The following is a 17,368-nucleotide window of genomic DNA, read 5'->3' on the forward strand; positions in this document are numbered from 1 at the left end:
GTCGGTCCCGTGGGAGCTCAGAGGGACGACAGGGCGTTCTCCGCTGGGGCTCAGAGCAGGAATCCCGCGGGGAACGGGTCGTCGGGGTCGAGGAAGTACTGGGCCGTGCCGGTGATCCAGGCGCGTCCCGTGACGGTCGGGACGACGGCCGGGCGGCCGCCGACGGTCGTCTCGCCGACGATCCGGCCGGTGAACTCGGTGCCGATGAAGGACTCGTTGACGAAGTCGGTGTGCGGGGCGAGCAGTCCGCGCGCGTGCAACTGGGCCAGGCGGGCGCTGGTGCCGGTGCCGCACGGCGAGCGGTCGAACCAGCCGGGGTGGATGGCCATGGCGTGGCGGGAGCGGGTCGCGTCGGAGCCGGGGGCGGCGAGGTAGACGTGCTTGACCCCGGCGAAGGCCGGGTTCTCGGGGTGGACGGGCCGGTCGGGTCCGGCGTCGACGGCGGCCATGACGGCGAGCCCGGCGGCGAGCAGCTCGTCCTTGTGGGCGCGGTCGAAGGGCAGGCCCAGGGAGTCGAGGTCGACGAAGGCGTAGAAGTTGCCGCCGTACGCGAGGTCGTAGGTGACGGTGCCGTACCCGGGCACGTCCACCGTGAGGTCGAGCCCGACGGAGAAGGCGGGCACGTTGGTGAGGGTGACGGAGCGGGCGCGGCCGTCCTCGACCCGGACGTCGACGGTGACGAGTCCGGCGGGGGTGTCGAGGCGGACGGTGGTGACCGGTTCGACGACCGGCACCATGCCGGTCTCGACGAGGACGGTGGCGACGCCGATCGTGCCGTGGCCGCACATCGGCAGCAGTCCGGACACCTCGATGTAGAGGACGCCGTAGTCGGCGTCGGGGCGGGTGGGCGGCTGGAGGACGGCGCCGCTCATCGCCGCGTGGCCGCGCGGTTCGTACATGAGGAGGGTGCGGACGTGGTCGAGGTGCTCGGCGAAGTGGAGCCGCCGCTCGGCCATGGTGGCGCCGGGGATGATCCCGAGGCCGCCGGTGATGACGCGGGTGGGCATGCCTTCGGTGTGGGAGTCCACCGCGTGGTAGACGTGGCGGGTGCGCATGGGATCCCCTTCGGGTGGGTGGGTGGCGGGCGCTACGCGAGGCCCTCGGCGAGGGCCTTCTCGGTGGCGGCGCGCACGACGGCCTCCTGCTCGGGCGTCAGCGGGAGGCGGGGCGGCCGGGTGGCTCCCCCGGTGTGGCCGGCGAGGTCCATGGAGAGCTTGATCGCCTGGACGAACTCGGTCCTGGAGTCCCAGCGGAAGAGCGGGTGCAGGGACCGGTAGAGCGGCAGCGCGGCGGCGAGGTCGCCGGCGACGGCGGCCCGGTAGAGGGTGGCGCAGGCGCGCGGGAGCGCGTTCGGGAAGCCGGCGATCCAGCCGACCGCGCCGGCGACGGCGAGTTCGAGGAGGACGTCGTCGGCGCCGACGAGCAGGTCGAGTCCGGGGGCGAGCTCGGCGAGCTCGTAGGAGCGGCGGACGTCGCCGCTGAACTCCTTGACGGCGACGACGCTGCCGTCGGCGTACAGCCGGGCGAGGAGGCCGGGGGTGAGGTCGACCTTGGTGTCGAAGGGGTTGTTGTACGCGACGACGGGCAGGCCCGCCCGGGCGACCTCGGCGTAGTGGGCGCGGACGGACCGCTCGTCGGCCCGATAGGCGTTGGGCGGCAGGAGCAGGACGGACCCCGCGCCCGCCTCGGCGGCCTGCTCGGCCCAGCGGCGGGCCTCGCCGCTGCCGTACGCGGAGACGCCCGGCATCACCCTGGCCCCGTCCCCGGCCGCGTCGACGGCGGTGCGGACGACCTGGGCGCGCTCCTGGTCCGTGAGGGTCTGGTACTCGCCGAGGGAGCCGTTCGGGACGACGCCGTCGCAGCCCTCGGCGACGAGCCGGGCCACGTGCCGCGCGTAGGCGTCGTGGTCGACGGTGCCGTCCTCGCGGAAGGGGAGTGCGGTGGCGACCATGATCCCGTGCCAGGGGTGGGTGCGGGGCGCGGGATGCGCGGGGACGTGCGCGTGGACCATGAAGGACTCCCTTGTGTGGTGTGTGACATTTTATTGATGGGGGCGGGGCGCACAAGAGTCCCGGACGCGCTCAGTTCTGACACGCGATCAGGCCATTCGGGCGACTGCGACCCACCCCGGGGAAGATCGGCCCCGGCCGTCCCGGATGATCGAACGCATGCTCGTCACCGCCGTCTCCGTGCTCGCCCTGGCCGTGGTCCTCGCGGGTGCCGTCGCCCGCCCCTTCCGCCTGCCCGAGGCGGCCTTCGCCGTCCCCGCCGCAGGAGTCGTCCTGGCCGTGGGCGCGGTCACGCCCCAGGCCGTGCGCGAGGAGGCCGAGCGCCTCGGGCCGGTGATCGGCTTCCTCGCCGCGGTCCTCGTCCTCGCCAAGCTCTGCGACGACGAGGGGCTCTTCCACGCCTGCGGCACCTGGATGGCCCGCTGGGCCCGGCAGCGCCCCACCCGGCTGCTCGGCGCCGTCTTCGGCCTCGCCTCGCTGATCACCGCCGCCCTGAGCCTCGACGCGACGGTCGTCCTGCTGACCCCGGTCGTCTTCGCGACCGCCGCCCGCATGGGGGCCAGACCCGGGCCGCACGCCTACGCGAGCGCCCACCTGTCCAACACGGCCTCGCTGCTGCTGCCCGTCTCGAACCTCACCAATCTGCTCGCCTTCACCGCCACCGGGCTGGGCTTCACCCGGTTCGCGCTCCTGATGCTCCTCCCCTGGCTGACCGCCATCGCGGTGGAGTACGGGATCTTCCGCCGCTTCTTCGCCCGCGACCTCGCCGCCCCGGCCGAACCCGTCGAGCCGCCGGAGCCCGTCGAGCTCCCGCTGTTCGCGCTCTGCACCGTGGCCGCGACGCTCGTCGGCTTCGGCGTCGCCTCGGCGACCGGCGTGGACCCGGCGTGGGCGGCCGCGGCGGGCGCCGCGACCCTGGCCGTGCGCGCCCTGGTCCACCGCCGCACCACGCCGCGCGCGCTGGTCCACTCGGCGGCGCTGCCCTTCCTCGCGTTCGTCCTGGCGCTCGGCGTGGTCGTGCGCGCCGTCGTGGACCAGGGGCTCGGCAGCGCGCTCGCCCATGTGCTCCCGGACGGCACCTCGCTCCCGGCGCTGCTCGGCATCGCCGCGCTCGCCGCGGTCCTGGCCAACCTGATCAACAACCTGCCCGCGACCCTGGCCCTGGTGCCGCTGGCGGCGCCCTCGGGAGCGGGCGCGGTGCTCGCGGTGCTGATCGGGGTGAACATCGGCCCCAACCTCACGTACGCCGGCTCGCTCGCCACCCTGCTCTGGCGCCGCATCGCCCACGACCACGACCACCCCGTCGCCCTCGGCGAGTTCACCCGCCTCGGCCTGCTCACGGTCCCGGCCGCCCTGGTCGCCTCGACGGTGGCCCTGTGGGGCTCGCTCCAACTGCTGGGGTGAGACGGGATCCGCTCCGCCCGGGGCGCACCGGAGCGACATCCGCCGTACACCGGGAACCCCGGGCGCCGCTGCTACGTTCTACAAGTCCGTAGAAGCATCTGGCCGGGCAGCCGGCCGGAACGAGCGACGACTGGAGCACTCATGGCCCTGTGGGACCGCATCAAGGAATCCGCATCGACGATGCAGACCCAGCTGGTGGCGAAGAAGAACGACCTGAAGAGCGGCGCCTTCCGCGACGCGAGCATGGCCATGTGCGCGCTGGTCGCCGCCGCCGACGGCACGATCGACCCCGCCGAGCGCCGCCGGGTCGCCGAGCTCATCGCGAGCAACGAGGTGCTTCAGAACTTCGACGCGATCGACCTCCAGCGCCGCTTCGACGCCAACCTGGACAAGCTCACCGCCGACTTCGACTTCGGCAAGGTGAGCGTCCTCCAGGAGATCGCCAAGGCGAAGAAGAAGCCGGCCGAGGCCCGTGCCGTCGTCCAGATCGGCATCGTCATCGGCGGCGCCGACGGCGACTTCGACAAGACCGAGCAGGCCGTGGTCCGCGAGGCGTGCTTCACGCTCGACCTGCCGCCCCACGAGTTCGACCTCTAGAGGGGACGGGCGCGGGGCGGCCGGTCGGCAGGGGCGGCCGGTCGGTGCGTACGTACGGGATGGTCAGCCGGTCCGTACGCCCGGACCGGTCGGCCGGTACGGGCGCCCGGGCGGTCGGTGGCTACAGGCGCCCCGGACGGTCGGCCGCTCCGGGCGCCGGGGCGGTCAGTCGCTGCGCGACGGTTCGCCGCGGGGGGCCAGACCGTCGTACGGCGTGTCGTACGCAGCGGGAGCGGCGGACGGGTCCTCCAGAGCGATCGGGTCCCCGGGAGCGATCGGGTCCTCGAGAGCGACCGGGGACTTCCGTGCGGTCGGCGGAGCGTCCGTCCCGGGCCGCTCCCCTCCCCCGCCCCGCCACCGGGTCACCGCCGCCGCGACCGGCTCGGTGAAGCGGGCCGTGAGCGGGCCGACGACGACCAGGATGAGGACGTACGCGGTGGCGAACGGGCCCATCTGCGGCTGCACCCCGGCGGACACGGCGAGCCCGGCGATGACGATCGAGAACTCGCCGCGCGCCACCAGCGTGCCGCCCGCACGCCACCGCCCCTTCACTCCGATCCCGGCGCGGCGCGCCGCCCAGTACCCGGTGGCGACCTTGGTCAGCGCGGTGACGACGGCCAGCGCGAGCGCCGGGAGGATGACCGGCGGAATGCTGGACGGGTCGGTGTGCAGGCCGAAGAAGACGAAGAAGACCGCGGCGAACAGGTCGCGGAGCGGGCTCAGCAGGGCGTGGGCGCCCTCGGCGACCTCGCCGGAGAGCGCGATGCCGACGAGGAACGCCCCGACGGCAGCGGACACCTGGAGCTGCTGGGCGACACCGGCGACCAGCAGGGTCAGGCCCAGGACCACGAGGAGCAGCTTCTCCGGGTCGTCGCTGGAGACGAAGCGGGAGATCAGGCGCCCGTAGCGGACGGCGACGAACAGCACCGCCCCGGCCACGCCCAGCGCGATCGCGAGCGTCGCGCTGCCCGCGGCGAGGCCGACTCCGGCGAGGAGGGCCGTGATGATCGGCAGGTAGACGGCCATCGCCAGGTCTTCGAGGACCAGGATGCTGAGGATGACCGGCGTCTCGCGGTTGCCCAGCCGTCCGAGGTCGCCGAGCACCTTGGCGATGACCCCGGACGAGGAGATCCAGGTGACGCCCGCCAGGACGACGGCGGCCACCGGTCCCCAGCCGAGGAGCAGCGCGGCGGCCGCGCCGGGCAGGGCGTTGAGCGCGAAGTCGACGAGCCCGGCCGGGTACTGGGTCTTGAGGTTGGAGACGAGATCGCTCGCGGTGTACTCCAGGCCGAGCATGAGCAGCAGGAGGATCACCCCGATCTCGGCGCCGATGGCGACGAACTCCTCGCTCGCGCCGAGCGGCAGCAGGCCGCCCTTGCCGAAGGCGAGCCCGGCGAGGAGGTAGAGCGGGATCGGGGAGAAGCGGAAGCGGCCGGCGAACCGCCCGAGCAGACCGAGACCGAGGATGATGGCGCCGAATTCGATCAGGAAGACCGCGGAGTGCACGCCCCTCACTCCTGACCGAGGATCGCGGCGGCCGCGTCGACGCCCTCGCGGGTGCCGATGACGATGAGCGTGTCACCGCCGGCCAGCCGGAAGGCGGGCGTCGGGGACGGTATCGCCCCGGAGCGGCGCAGCACGGCGACGATGGACGCGCCGGCCTCGGTGCGCATCCGCGTCTCGCCGAGCACACGGCCGTTCCAGTACGAGTGGGCGGAGAGCTCGATCCGCTCGGCGACCAGGCCCAGGTCCGTGGTGTGCAGGACGTTGGGGCTGTGGTGGGCCGGCATCAGCGCGTCGATCAGCGAGGCGGTCTCCGTCTCCGTGAGGTGCAGGGACTGGGCGCAGGCGTCGGGGTCGTCGGCCCGGTAGACGTTCACGGTGCGGGTTCCGTCGCGGTGGGCGATGACCGAGAGCTGACGGTGCTCCCGCGTGGTGAAGTCGTACTGGACGCCGATGCCGGGCAGGGGTGTCGTTCTCATCCGCGGAGCAGGCACGGGCCCGTCCCTCCCTGGGTGTCGTGGTGGGTGGTGTCGGGGCATCGTGTCATCCGCCCGGAGCCTCGGAACATGGGTGTCGGCACGGATGGACAGGACCCTGGCACACTGGTCAGGATGAGGCGGGGACATGGGTCCCGCCGCAGGTCAGAGGCCTTGGATCGGGTCGTGGGCGAGCAGGAGGAGAGGACGGTCGTGTCGCTGTACTGGCGCCTCTTCCTGCTCAACGCCTCGGTCCTGGTCGTCGCCGTGCTGCTGCTGTTCGGGCCCGTCACGGTCTCCACGCCGGTCCTGCTCGGCGAGGCGGTCGTCCTCCTGGCCGGCCTGCTCGTCCTGCTCATCGCCAACGCCGTCCTCCTCCGCGTCGGCCTGGCGCCCCTCCAGCGGCTGACCCGGGCGATGCGCACCGCGGACCTGCTGCGGCCGGGGCGGCGCGCGGCGGTGACGGGGCACGGCGAGCTCGCCGACCTGACCCGTACCTTCAACACGATGCTGGACCGCCTGGAGGCCGAGCGGGCCGCGAGCACCGCGCGCGTGCTGTCCGCACAGGAGGCGGAGCGGCGGCGGATCGCGCGGGAACTGCACGACGAGGTCGGCCAGACCCTCACCGCGGTGCTCCTCCAGCTGAAGCACGCCGCCGACCACGCCCCCGACGGGCTCCGGCCGGAGCTCCACCAGGCGCAGGAGACCACCCGGGCGGGGCTGGACGAGATCCGCCGCATCGCGCGCCGGCTGCGGCCGGGCGTGCTGGAGGAGCTGGGGCTGCACAGCGCGCTCAGGTCGCTGGCCTCCGAGTTCTCGACGGGCGGGCTGACCGTGCGGCCCCGCATCGACGGGGGTCTGCCGGCCCTGGGCCCGGAGACGGAGCTCGTGCTCTACCGGGTCGCTCAGGAGGGCCTGACGAACACGGCGCGGCACGCGGACGCCACCCGGGTCGAGCTGCTGCTGAGGGCCCTGCCGCGCGGCGGCGTGGGCCTGCTGGTACGGGACGACGGCCGGGGCATCGGCACCGCGCCCGAGGGCGCGGGCCTGCGCGGGATGCGGGAGCGGGCGCTGCTGATCGGCGCGGAACTGACGGTCGGCGCCGGCCCGGACGGCGGGACGGAGGTCCGCCTGGACACGAGGACGACACCATGAGCAGCCCGACCGCCCGCCAGGACGCGGAAGAGGACACCAAACAGGGCTCCGGGCCGAACCCGACCCGCATCCTCCTCGCCGACGACCACGCGCTGGTACGCGGCGGGGTGCGGCTCATCCTGGACGCGGAACCGGACCTCACGGTGGTCGCGGAGGCGGCGGACGGCGCGGAGGCCGTGGCGCTGGCGCGCTCCACGGACATCGACCTGGCCGTCCTCGACATCTCCATGCCCCGGCGCACCGGCCTCCAGGCGGCCCGCGAACTGAGCCGTCTCCGGCCCGAGCTGAGGATCCTGATCCTCACGATGTACGACAACGAGCAGTACTTCTTCGAGGCGCTGAAGGCGGGGGCGAGCGGCTACGTCCTGAAGTCCGTGGCCGACCGGGACCTGGTGGAGGCGTGCCGGGCGGCCGTACGGGACGAGCCGTTCATCTGCCCCGGCGCCGAGAAGGCCCTGATCCGCACGTACCTCGACCGCGCGGAGCAGGGCCGGCCGCTGCCGGACCGGGCCGTGACGGAGCGCGAGGAGGAGATCCTGAAGCTCGTCGCCGAGGGCCACAGCTCCAAGGAGATCGGGGACCTCCTGGTCATCAGCCCGAAGACGGTCGAGCGCCACCGGGCGAACCTCCTCCAGAAGCTCGGCATGCGCGACCGCCTGGAACTCACGCGGTACGCGATCCGCGTGGGCCTGATCGAGCCGTAGCCGGGCAGGGGCGGCGGCGCCCTCGCCGCCCACCCGTCAGAGCCTGGAGGGGAGTTCCGGCGCCGTGACCGCGGGCTCGTCCGGGGTCGCCACCGACCACAGGGCCCCGTCGAACTCCGCGACGGGCCGGCCGTCGCCGGGAACGGCCCGCACCAGCCGGGCGCTGACGAACTCCCCGTGCCGGGGGACGGGCAGCCCGAGTGCGCGGGCGATCTCCTGGTGTGGCCGCTGGTCGCCGAGGATGACGATCCCGTGGGGCCGGAGCGTGGAGCGGGAGCCGCCGTTCCCGCGGACCCGCTTCATGTAGTCCTTCTGCTGGGCGACGGTGCGGACCGTGTTCCGGCCGATCCGACGCCCCCGGACCCGCCGGAACAGCTCGTCGAGACGACGCTGGCCGGACGTGTGCGCGAAGATCGCGGCACGGTCCTCGTCGGGCATGTGCAGGAGGATGTTCTCCGGGAGGTCCGCGTCGCGCCAGAGCCAGAAGATCTCGTCCCGGCGGTCGAGCCCGACCGTGAACTTCCCGTCGCGGTTCGAACCGACGCTGAGCCGGCCCCTGACGGCGCGCACCAGACCGACGCTCCAGCGGCTCTGGGCGTCGTCCGCCCAGAGCAGCAGGCACAGGTGTCCCTCGGCCTCGGGCGGGATCATCCAGCCTCCGAAGCGCTGGGCGTACCTGCAGTCGACGTCCACGCCCGCGATCCGGTAGTCCATGTCGACCCCGTCGGCGAACCCGAACTCCCGTTGGACGGCGATCTCCACCAGGGTCCCGAGGTGCGTCTTCTCCGTCTTGAGGAGCTGCGCCCAGTCGTACCGCCCGGTCCGCTCGCCGTCGAGGAGGGTGTCGATGGTCTCCCTCAGGACCCTTCCCATGCGGCTGCCGTCGGGATCGAGGGCCAGCACGGCCGCGGCGACCTCGGTCAGTTCCCGGTCCTCCGCCGGGACGCTCATGAGCCTCGCCCTCACCGCGTGCACCTGGGCCGGCCGGTCCTCGGGCCGGACGGCGAGCAGGTCGGTGACGAGCGCGTCGAACTCGCGCGGGTAGACGGAGCGGAACTCCGGCCCTGGATGCCGTCCTCCGTGCGCCCACGCGTTGCGCAGGGCCCGCTGACCCGGTGCGGGAGGGGTTCCGGTGGCGAGCGCGTGGAAGAGGCAGCCGAGCGCGTACAGGTCGGCGCGGTGGTCGGCTTGCCCGCCGAAGAGCTGCTCCGGGGACCGGTACTCCGGCGGGGAGTCGGGCAGATCGTCCGTCCACCGGCCGTACACGCCGCCGGAGTAGGCCTGCAAGCCGTGGACGCCCAGACCGGGATCGGTGAGGAACACCCGGCCGTCGCCCCGCCGCACCAGGGTCGCCGCGTCGAGATCCAGATGCGGCAGTCCGTTCCGGTGCAGGGCGTCGAGCGTCTCGAGGAGCTGTCCGCCGATCGCCCGGACCGACTCCCACGGCAGGGTCCCGTCGACGCGGTCGAGCAGGTCCGCGAAGGGCTCTCCGTCGACGGGGTCCGTCACCACGTAGGGACGGTTGCGGTGGAACCCGCACCCGGTGACGCGCGCGAGCCCTCGGACGTCGGTCTCCGCCAGCCGCGCCGCGTCGCCGAGGAAGGCGCCCCGTCCGGCGCCGTCCGCGACCCGCGCGTGGAAGAGCTTGAGCGTCACCTCCCGGTCGCGGACCTCGTCCGTCGCGCGCCAGAGGTCGGAGACCGGCCCGGCGTGGCGCCGTCCGGCCAGCCGGTAGCGGCCGTCGACGAGGGAACCGGATCCGTCGACAGCCACGTCCGGTGTGTCCTCGACCGTGCCGCGGCCCGGACGGCCGCCCAGCCGCTCCACCGTCTCCTGGGTCACCACCGCGACGGGCGGTCCCTCAGGACGCCCCTTCACACCTTCGGTCTCGTCGCTGTCCTCGCCACCGTCTTCGCCCGGTGCCACGACCGGGAACTCCCCTGCTGCGACCCCGGCGTACTTCTGGATGACGGCCCCGATCCGCGCGGCGGTCGAGCGGGGCAGAGCGCGGGACAGTACCTCCCGCACGCCCGGACGGAAGGCGTAGTGGCCCGAGGAGGCCGCCGCTCCGGGGGCCGTCGTGAGCAGACCACTGAGGACGACCTCGGCCAGGTGCTGCGGCTCCGGCCGCGCCTCCGTAGCGGCCTGGACCAACCGCATCACGGGCAGGGTTGGTTCCCCCGCGGCCAGGTGCGCCGCGAGGCGAAGGGCCTGCGGGGAGGCGTGGGCGCGGAAGTCGAGGACGAGTTCCTCGGGCGCGCGGGACACGGCCGCCTCCTCATCGCGTTCGAGCGGCGGCGCCGAAGGTCGGTCGGGCAGCATCGCGGCCACTCCGGGGACCTCCGTCCCCGTGGATCCGGCCACGAGTTCCGCCCAGTGCGCGAACCAGCGGGCGGAGGGTTCCAGGAGCGGCAGGGGCAGCCCCGCGTGGTCCTCCGGCGGCGGCTCGTACGGGGTGAAGCGGAGGGCCGAGTTGGCCGCGGCCGGTCCCCTCGCCCTCAGCAGCCCCGCCGTGCCGGGGAGCGCGGTGCGGCGCCAGAGCCGTTCCGGGAGGGGCTGGACAACGGCCGTCGGCATCGTGCGCGCCCAGCGCCCCAGGACGCCGTACCAGCGGGTCGTCGCCTCGTGGCCCGCGTACCAGTGGGGGCCGCTGCAGTCGCTGAGGACGAGCGCGACGGCACGGCCGTCGCGCGGAGGGAGGGCGGCCGGGCGGCCACCGGGGGACTCCCGGAGACGGCCGTCCTCGGTGAGGGCCAGCAGCCTGATCCCTCGGAACGCGCCCGTCTGCCCGAAGACCCGGTGGAGCTCCCGCCACAGGGGGCGCCAGACGGGCATCGTCGGCCCCGCGTCGTACACGAGGTAGAGCGTCAGCCAGCGCTCGGGCTTCGCCCGGAGCACGGGGAGCCAGGTCCCTGGCAGCGCGCCCTCACGGGCGATGCGGTACGCGGTGCTCCGCTCGTCCAATTCTTGGTTCAGGTGCGAGGGCACCTGCCGCCGGAGTGGCCTCAGGGCACGCTGGAGCGGGAGCGGATGCGCCAGCACGGGAGGCAGCGGCGCCAGGAGCGAGCTGTATCGACCCTCCTCCTCCGGGGAGCCGGCTTCGGACCGCGGCGACAGCAGGGCGTCCGCTCCGCCGCCCTGCGGCTCCGGGGCCGGGGCCAGTTCGGGCGCCCGGTCGGACGCGGACTCCGCGTCCTGCGGATCCGGTTCGTCCGGCTCCGGTCGCGGCGGACCCGGACGAGCGTTCGGCGCGGGCATGCCACTGTGCCGGGCCAGCCAGACCAGCTCGGCGAGCTCCGTCGCGGTGGCGTCGCGTCCCCCGGCCCGATGCAGGACATCGAGGAGATGTCCGAGTTCGGTCGGGGACGTCGGTCGGCCCGGGTCAGAAGTCATGGAACTCCGTGGTCGGGCCGAGATGGGTCATGAGGGAGGCGGCCAGGGCCTCGCGGGACTCGGCCGTCAGACCGGAAACCCTCGACAGGTAGATGGCGTTGAGGAGCTGGTCGGTGGCCAGCTCGCCCGTGCTGCGGCGCTCCAGGAACGTGGCGATCAGTTGTGTCGTCTCCCCGTCCAGGTCTCCCAGGTGTGCCCGCACGATCGCTTCCAGGTGACGCGGATCGGGCCGGCTGAGGTGCAGGGGAACGCACCGGCGCAAGAAGGCGGGGGGAAACTCCCGCTCGCCGTTGCTGGTCAGCACGATGAACGGGAACGCGCGGCAGCGCACGAGGCCCCGCTCGACCGCGACCGGGCCCTCGCCGCCGGCGGCCATCAGCCGGGCGGTGGGCGTGTGTTCGGCGGCTCGGACCAGCTCTGGGATCTCGTATTGGCCCTCCTCCAGCACGTTGAGCAGATCGTTCGGCAGGTCGAGGTCGCTCTTGTCGATCTCGTCGATGAGCAGGACGCGGGGACGCCCGTACGGAAGGAGCGCGGTCCCCAGCGGGCCGAGCCGCAGGTGGTCCTCGACGGCGCCGCCCGCGGGGTCGCCGCCGGTCTCCGCCGGTGGCGTGCGGACCCCGCCCCGGCTGGCGGCGTAGAGGCGGGCCATCGGATCGTACTGGTAGAGGCCGTCCTGGAGCGTGCTGCGGCTGGTGATGTTCCAGCGCAGTACGGGCCCCAGGCGCAGCTCCCTCGCCACGGCGTAGGGCAGCGACGACTTGCCGCTGCCGGGCGGGCCCGTGATGAGCAGCGGCCTCCGCAGGACCAGGGCCGCGTTCACCAGGTCGACGCTCTCGCGCGTCGCCCGGTAGGTGTCCGCCCGGTGCTTCCGGTCGAGCGGGACCGCGTCGCCCTCCCACGACGGCGAGGGCAGCTTCGGTCCGCCGTCGAAGGCCCGCCAGGGAGGAGGGTCGGGCAGGCGGGACACACCGTCGTGCGGCTCGTCCGTGCCGGTGTACACAGGCCACTGGGACATCAGGTTCTCCAGACCGTACGAGGTGATTCAGAGGATCGGGGATCGAGAGGGGACGTGCGTCTGCGGGAAGCACCGGGGGTCCTCCCAGACCAGGGTCAGACCGGCGGCCCAGTGCCCGTCCGCCAGGAACGCCTCCCTCCGCAAGGCGTGCACACGGCGCGGGAGCTCGGCCAGGGGTACGGACGCGAGCTGCTCCTCCAGAGCGTCGAGGAAGCGGGCGCCGGTGCAGGAGTGCCCGGCCGTGGCGCCCTCGTCGTGCCGCCCGGAGCAGCCGGCCCGCGACCAGACGACGACGGGCGCCGCCGCGTTCAGTCCCGCCCGCAGCAGGCCGCGCGACCGCTCGGTGGAGAGGGGCGACCCGTACCCCACGGCCGTGGTCTCGAGCCACTGGAGCCGGACGGTGAGCTTGGCGGGATCCTGGTTGCTGTCGCATTCGACCCGCTGCCAGGCTCCTTCCCGGCGTCGGTCGAGGGCCTGCCAGGCCTTCCGGAGCCTGAACTGGAGCCTGGAGGCGCGGCGGCGGCCCAGGTCCATCACCACGACCGGCGACGAGCAGCCGAGCGGGACGGCGTCGTCCTCGCTGGTGCGCCATTCGTCGACGGGTTCGCCGAGCCAGTCTCCCGGGAGCGCGAACGCGATGAGCTCGTCGCCCTCCGCCCGGTCGATGTGCGCGAAGGCGAGGTCGAGGTGCTTCCTCACGTACTCCTGGACATCCCGCCCGGGCAGGGTGGCGCCGGCCACGAGCCGTGCCCGCCCGTCCCGGACGGCATGGACCGAGACGAGGTACGTGTCGCGGTCGGAGCCGCTGCGTTCGATCTCGACGAGGATCGGGGACCACATCGCCTCATCTGGTCCCAGCGGCTCCCGGTCGGCGTGGTCGTCGGGGCGGTCGAGTGCGGCCCGGGGGGCGGGCCGCACACCGTGGTCCGCGGCCCAGGCGAGCAGCTCCCGCCGGACGGCCGGGTCCCGCGAGCGGTCCGCGAGGTGCGCCGCGAAGTCCGCCCACGGCGCGCTGCCCGGGGCGGGCTCGACCTCCGTCAGGAGGAACCAGGCCACGTCCCACAGGGAGAGGAAGCCTCCGGCGGGCGGCAGCGGCGGCAGCGAGTACAGCGGCTCCATGACGCTCCGGTACACCGCTTCCGGGGTGCGCTCGTCGGCGCACCGCAGGACGAGATCACGCAGCGCGACCACCGTGTCGGGCCGGTGGTCGGGCGCGGGCACCAGGCCAGCCCCGCCGGACCACCGGCGGACGAGCGCCTGGGCGGGAAGCATGCGCCCGCCGCCGCCCTCCGCGTACCGGGCGGTCACCATGCCCACGACCTCACCCGTGTCCTCCCGGACGACCGCCGCACCGCTGAATCCCTCCTCCAGGGATGCTCCGTGGCCCGTCCACGCCTCCAGTTGGAGCCACTCCCCCGCGATCAGCTGGTCGCTGGTGCTCCGGAACTCGCCGAGGATCCCCTCGTCGTACCCGAGGGGGAAGCCATACGCCGTCAGCCGGGCCGTCCGATGCCCGAGCGGCGTGTGGGGGGAGGCGAAACGCGCCGGGCTCACCCCCACCGCTCGTTCCAGCTCCAGCACCGCGACGTCGCCCCGGCCGTCGCCGTCGCGGCTCCACTCACCCACGGTGGCCACGGTCGCGCGGACCGGACCGAGGTCCGGGTGCTGGGCGAACGTCACCTCTACGTGCTCCGCGCCGTCCACGACGTGCGCGCAGGTCACCACATGCCGTTCCGTCACCAGGAAGCCGGAGCCGACACCGCGGGCGGAGACCCGGACCTGCCAGGACTTGGAGCGCATCAGCCCGCCGGAGTCGCCCCGGAAGTAGGCGTCCAGCTCAGCTTCACCACGAGGTGTCCCTCCATGGACGTCTTCGCGATCACCGCCCCCGCCTCGGCGGTGAGCTTCACGCCGAACTCGATCTCGACGGCGTCGGGCTTGAGCTGACCGTCCCGGAAGACGCGCAGGGCCGACTCGGCCGCGGTGTGGATGCTCTCCAGGGCGCCGTCGAAGGTCTGTCCCGCCTGGCGCAGTACGCCGTCCCCGCGGGAGACCGGCCGTGCGCCACGAGTCTCCTCGGCGACGGCGACCATGACCGAGGCGCCGCTGTCCGTCTTGAATTCGACCAGTTCGTCCATGGGTCCCCCTGGGCCGTGCTGTGATATTGCAGCATCATCCTAAGACCCCCGAACACCGGCGCCGGCCGGAGGACCGGAGGACCGTGTGAACTCTCCCCTCGACAAGCTGGCCGTGTCACGCCGCGGCGGAGGTGAGCCGATCGAGTCCCGGGGCGAACGCCTGGCCGGACTGAGCGACTTCTGGAGCTGGGCTTGCTCGGACCTGGCGAGCAACACCATGCGCGGCATCCTGGCCGAGTATCTGGTGGCCACGGCACTGGGCGCGGCCGCCGGGACCCGCACCGAGTGGGACGCCGTCGACGTCCGTACGGCCGAGGGGTGGCGCATCGAGGTGAAATCGACGGCCTACCTGCAGTCGTGGGCCCAGTCCCGGCCGTCTCGGCCCACGTTCGGCATCGCCCCGGCCAGGGCGTGGGACGCCCGCACGGGGAGCTCGTCACCGGAGGCACGGCGCTCCTCGGACGTCTACGTCTTCTGCCTCCTGCACCACCAGGACAAGCAGACGCTCAACCCCCTGGACCTGGACCAGTGGACCTTCTACGTCCTGCCGACCGAGATCCTGAACGAGCGCTGCCCGACACAGAAGTCCCTCGCCCTGGCCGGCCTCCTCCGCCTCGCCCCCACGCAGACCGACTTCACCGGCTTGCGGACCGCGGTGGCGACCACGGCTCCGAAGCAGGCATCCACGCCGCCCTCGGCCGGGACAGTACCGTTCCCGGCCGACACCGCCCCAGCCCCACCCTCTGACACCGGACCGCCCAGGGAAGGGCCTCCTCCCCTGTTCTAGGATTGTGCTGACCATCTCAGCGGCCCGCCGGGCTTCCGCTCCACTCCCGTGGAACTGAAGGACATGCCCCCACCCGCACGAGCTACTTCGTGCTGCCTGGGGGCGCTCTCTTGCTGTTCCGTGAGTCCGCTGCGTCGTTGGCCACCCGCACCGCTGTCGAAGGACGGCTGGCAGAGCTGCTGAGCGAGAACTTCCTGCACAAGCACCGCCAGCGCCCGCACCCCGCAGAGGTCCGTTCCTGGGAACGCAGCATCCCAGCGCTGACCAACACCCTGGTCGAGGCCGGCCTCGGCGAGGTGGAGATGCTGCTGGAGTACAGCCTGCCGCTGACGAGCAAGCGCGCGGACGTGATACTCGCCGGCGTCCACCCGGCGACCGGCGGACCGTCGTACGTCGTGGTCGAACTGAAGCAGTGGAGCAATGCCGAGCCGGAGGACGACGACCCTCTGCGCTGCCGCGTCGAGGCGTATCCGGAGCCCGTCCTCAACCCGATCGAACAGGTACGCGGCTACTGCGACTACCTGGTGTCGTTCAACGGGGCACTGGAGCGGACTCCGGAGTCGATCACCGGCGTGGCGTACCTGCACAACGCCACCGAGTTCGGCGTGGCGGGACTGCGAGGCGTCGCCGAGGACCGCCGGGGCAGGATGTTCACGGGTGAGCAGCGCGGCGCCTTCATGGAGTATCTACGCTCGGTACTGGCGCCGAAGCCCGGCAGCGACGCTGCCGACGTCCTGCTCCAAGGCAAGGTGCGACCGTCCAAGCAGCTGATGGCCGTGGCGGCCGAGGAGGTCCGCAACCGGGAGCAGTTCGTGCTCCTGGGTGAACAACGACTCGCCTACGAGACGGTGATGTCCGCGGTGAGGAAGGCCCGGAGGTCCCACCACAAGCAGGTGGTCGTGGTGGCGGGCGGTCCGGGCTCCGGCAAGAGCGTGATCGCTCTGTCCCTGCTCGGCGACCTCTACCGGCGTGGAGTGCCCGCCCTCCACGCCACCGGTTCGCAGTCGTTCACGAAGACGATGCGCAAGGTCGCGGGAGCCCGCAAGCCCGAGGTCCAGAAGCTGTTCCGCTACTTCAACAGCTTCATGGAGGCCGAGCCCAACGACCTGGACGTCCTCGTCTGCGACGAGGCCCACCGGCTCAGGAAGACCTCCGCGAATCGCTACACGAGGGCCGCCCTGCGCACCGGCCGGCCACAGGTGGCGGAGCTGATCGACGCCGCCCGGGTGCCGGTCTTCCTGCTGGACCAGCACCAGGTGGTCCGGCCGGGCGAGATGGGCACGGTGGAGGAGATCCGCGAGGCGGCGGCCGAGCAGGGGCTGGAGTGCACCGTGGTGGAGCTGGACAGCCAGTTCCGGTGCGGTGGCAGTGACGGGTACCTGCGCTGGGTGACGGGTCTCCTGGGGCTGGAGGGCGACGGGCCCCTGGAGTGGGAACCCGACGGCAAGGTGCGGTTGCACACGGCCGACAGCCCCCAGGAGCTGGAGGCCTTCCTCGCCGCGCGGCGCGCGGAGGACTACGAGGCCCGGCTCTCCGCCGGCTACTGCTGGAAATGGACCACGAAGATCACGCCGAACATGACGGAGCTGCCGGCCGACGTGGTCATCGGCGACTGGACGAAGCCGTGGAACCTGGCCGGGGACCGCTCCCTGCTCGGGGCCCCACCGGCACCGCTGTGGGCGACCGACCCTGCGGGCTTCGGCCAGGTCGGCTGCGTCTACACCGCGCAGGGCTTCGAGTACGACTGGTCCGGAGTCATCATGGGCCCGGACCTCGTCTGGCGGACCGACCGCTGGGTCGTGGACCGCACGGCGTCCAAGGACCCGTCCTTCAGCAAGGCCACCCCGGACGAGGACGTCGACCGCCTGGTCCGCAACACCTACAAGGTGCTGCTGACCCGGGGCATGATCGGCACGATCATCTACTCGACGGACCCCGAGACCCGCGAGAAGCTGCGCTCGCCGATCCCCTCGCACTGAGCCCCCAGGACGGTCGGGGCCGGACCTCCTACGGCCCCTACCCGACCGTCCCACGGCTCAGACGTCCTCCTTCACCGGCTCCGGGATCGCGACACGCTCCACGTGACGCGCCTTCCGCACCACCAGGCGTCGGGTCCCGGACAGACGCCCCCTCACCCGCGGTGGCCGTCGCCGCGATCCCCGACGCGTACGAACGGACGCTGCG

Annotated in this window: 14 protein-coding genes; 6 read left to right on the forward strand and 8 right to left on the reverse strand. The window is 73.1% G+C overall.

The genetic code is table 11. From position 1 onward, the window contains the following. Nucleotides 1-50 precede the first annotated feature (50 nt). Entirely contained in the window at nt 51-1,055 is a 1,005-nt protein-coding gene (locus ACFYXU_RS27225) for a proline racemase family protein (protein WP_384563706.1), read from the reverse strand. A 32-nt stretch (nt 1,056-1,087) separates the two neighbouring features. Continuing rightward, a complete protein-coding gene (locus ACFYXU_RS27230) occupies nt 1,088-2,011 on the reverse strand; it encodes a dihydrodipicolinate synthase family protein (protein ID WP_389408488.1) in 924 nt (307 codons plus the stop codon). Between the two features lie 157 nt (nt 2,012-2,168). Between ACFYXU_RS27230 and ACFYXU_RS27235 the strand changes: the two genes are divergently transcribed. Further along, on the forward strand, nt 2,169-3,413 hold the full coding sequence (locus tag ACFYXU_RS27235) for an SLC13 family permease (protein ID WP_389460385.1): 1,245 nt from the start codon (nt 2,169-2,171) through the stop codon (nt 3,411-3,413). Nucleotides 3,414-3,554: 141 nt separating this feature from the next. Next, the gene (locus ACFYXU_RS27240; RefSeq protein WP_329857173.1) at nt 3,555-4,010 is read left to right on the forward strand and encodes a TerB family tellurite resistance protein; all 456 of its coding nucleotides are present in this window, start codon (nt 3,555-3,557) and stop codon (nt 4,008-4,010) included. 165 nt (nt 4,011-4,175) lie between these two features. Here ACFYXU_RS27240 and ACFYXU_RS27245 read toward each other — a convergent pair whose 3' ends face one another. Together ACFYXU_RS27245 and ACFYXU_RS27250 are read right to left on the reverse strand one after the other, a co-directional pair. After that, nucleotides 4,176-5,516 (reverse strand): cation:proton antiporter, encoded by a 1,341-nt coding sequence (locus tag ACFYXU_RS27245; RefSeq protein ID WP_376511128.1) that lies wholly within the window; start codon nt 5,514-5,516, stop codon nt 4,176-4,178. A 5-nt stretch (nt 5,517-5,521) separates the two neighbouring features. Further along, nucleotides 5,522-5,992 carry a TrkA C-terminal domain-containing protein gene (locus ACFYXU_RS27250; protein ID WP_329857175.1) on the reverse strand — a complete coding sequence of 157 codons (471 nt, stop codon included), beginning with the start codon at nt 5,990-5,992 and terminating at the stop codon, nt 5,522-5,524. 210 nt (nt 5,993-6,202) lie between these two features. Here ACFYXU_RS27250 and ACFYXU_RS27255 point away from each other — a divergent pair, with 210 nt between their 5' ends. Beyond that, nucleotides 6,203-7,144 carry a HAMP domain-containing sensor histidine kinase gene (locus ACFYXU_RS27255; protein ID WP_389460561.1) on the forward strand — a complete coding sequence of 314 codons (942 nt, stop codon included), beginning with the start codon at nt 6,203-6,205 and terminating at the stop codon, nt 7,142-7,144. After that, the gene (locus ACFYXU_RS27260) at nt 7,141-7,848 is read left to right on the forward strand and encodes a response regulator (protein WP_389460387.1); all 708 of its coding nucleotides are present in this window, start codon (nt 7,141-7,143) and stop codon (nt 7,846-7,848) included. The genes ACFYXU_RS27255 and ACFYXU_RS27260 overlap by 4 nt, the downstream gene beginning before the upstream one ends. A 36-nt stretch (nt 7,849-7,884) precedes the next feature. Here the strand turns inward: ACFYXU_RS27260 and ACFYXU_RS27265 are convergent, their stop codons facing one another. The 4 genes from ACFYXU_RS27265 to ACFYXU_RS27280 are packed head-to-tail and all read right to left on the reverse strand — an operon-like array spanning nt 7,885 to nt 14,397. Beyond that, nucleotides 7,885-11,241, reverse strand: a complete 3,357-nt coding sequence (locus tag ACFYXU_RS27265) for a NaeI family type II restriction endonuclease (protein WP_389460390.1) — start codon at nt 11,239-11,241, stop codon at nt 7,885-7,887. Further along, nucleotides 11,231-12,259, reverse strand: a complete 1,029-nt coding sequence (locus ACFYXU_RS27270) for an AAA family ATPase (RefSeq protein ID WP_384563689.1) — start codon at nt 12,257-12,259, stop codon at nt 11,231-11,233. Before ACFYXU_RS27270 ends, ACFYXU_RS27265 begins: the two co-directional genes overlap by 11 nt. Before the next feature lie 27 nt (nt 12,260-12,286). Next, a complete protein-coding gene (locus ACFYXU_RS27275) occupies nt 12,287-14,059 on the reverse strand; it encodes a trypsin-like peptidase domain-containing protein (protein WP_389460392.1) in 1,773 nt (590 codons plus the stop codon). Further along, nucleotides 14,059-14,397 (reverse strand): CU044_2847 family protein, encoded by a 339-nt coding sequence (locus ACFYXU_RS27280; protein WP_389460395.1) that lies wholly within the window; start codon nt 14,395-14,397, stop codon nt 14,059-14,061. Before ACFYXU_RS27280 ends, ACFYXU_RS27275 begins: the two co-directional genes overlap by 1 nt. An 85-nt stretch (nt 14,398-14,482) precedes the next feature. Here ACFYXU_RS27280 and ACFYXU_RS27285 point away from each other — a divergent pair, with 85 nt between their 5' ends. Both ACFYXU_RS27285 and ACFYXU_RS27290 read left to right on the forward strand, forming a co-directional pair. Further along, nucleotides 14,483-15,184: a hypothetical protein gene (locus ACFYXU_RS27285; RefSeq protein ID WP_389460397.1), complete on the forward strand. Its 702-nt coding sequence runs from the start codon at nt 14,483-14,485 to the stop codon at nt 15,182-15,184. Nucleotides 15,185-15,294: 110 nt separating this feature from the next. Then, entirely contained in the window at nt 15,295-17,163 is a 1,869-nt protein-coding gene (locus tag ACFYXU_RS27290; protein ID WP_389460399.1) for a DNA/RNA helicase domain-containing protein, read from the forward strand. Nucleotides 17,164-17,368 lie beyond the last annotated feature (205 nt).

Source organism: Streptomyces sp. NPDC002232 (assembly GCF_042890295.1).
Classification (GTDB): Bacteria; Actinomycetota; Actinomycetes; order Streptomycetales; family Streptomycetaceae; genus Streptomyces.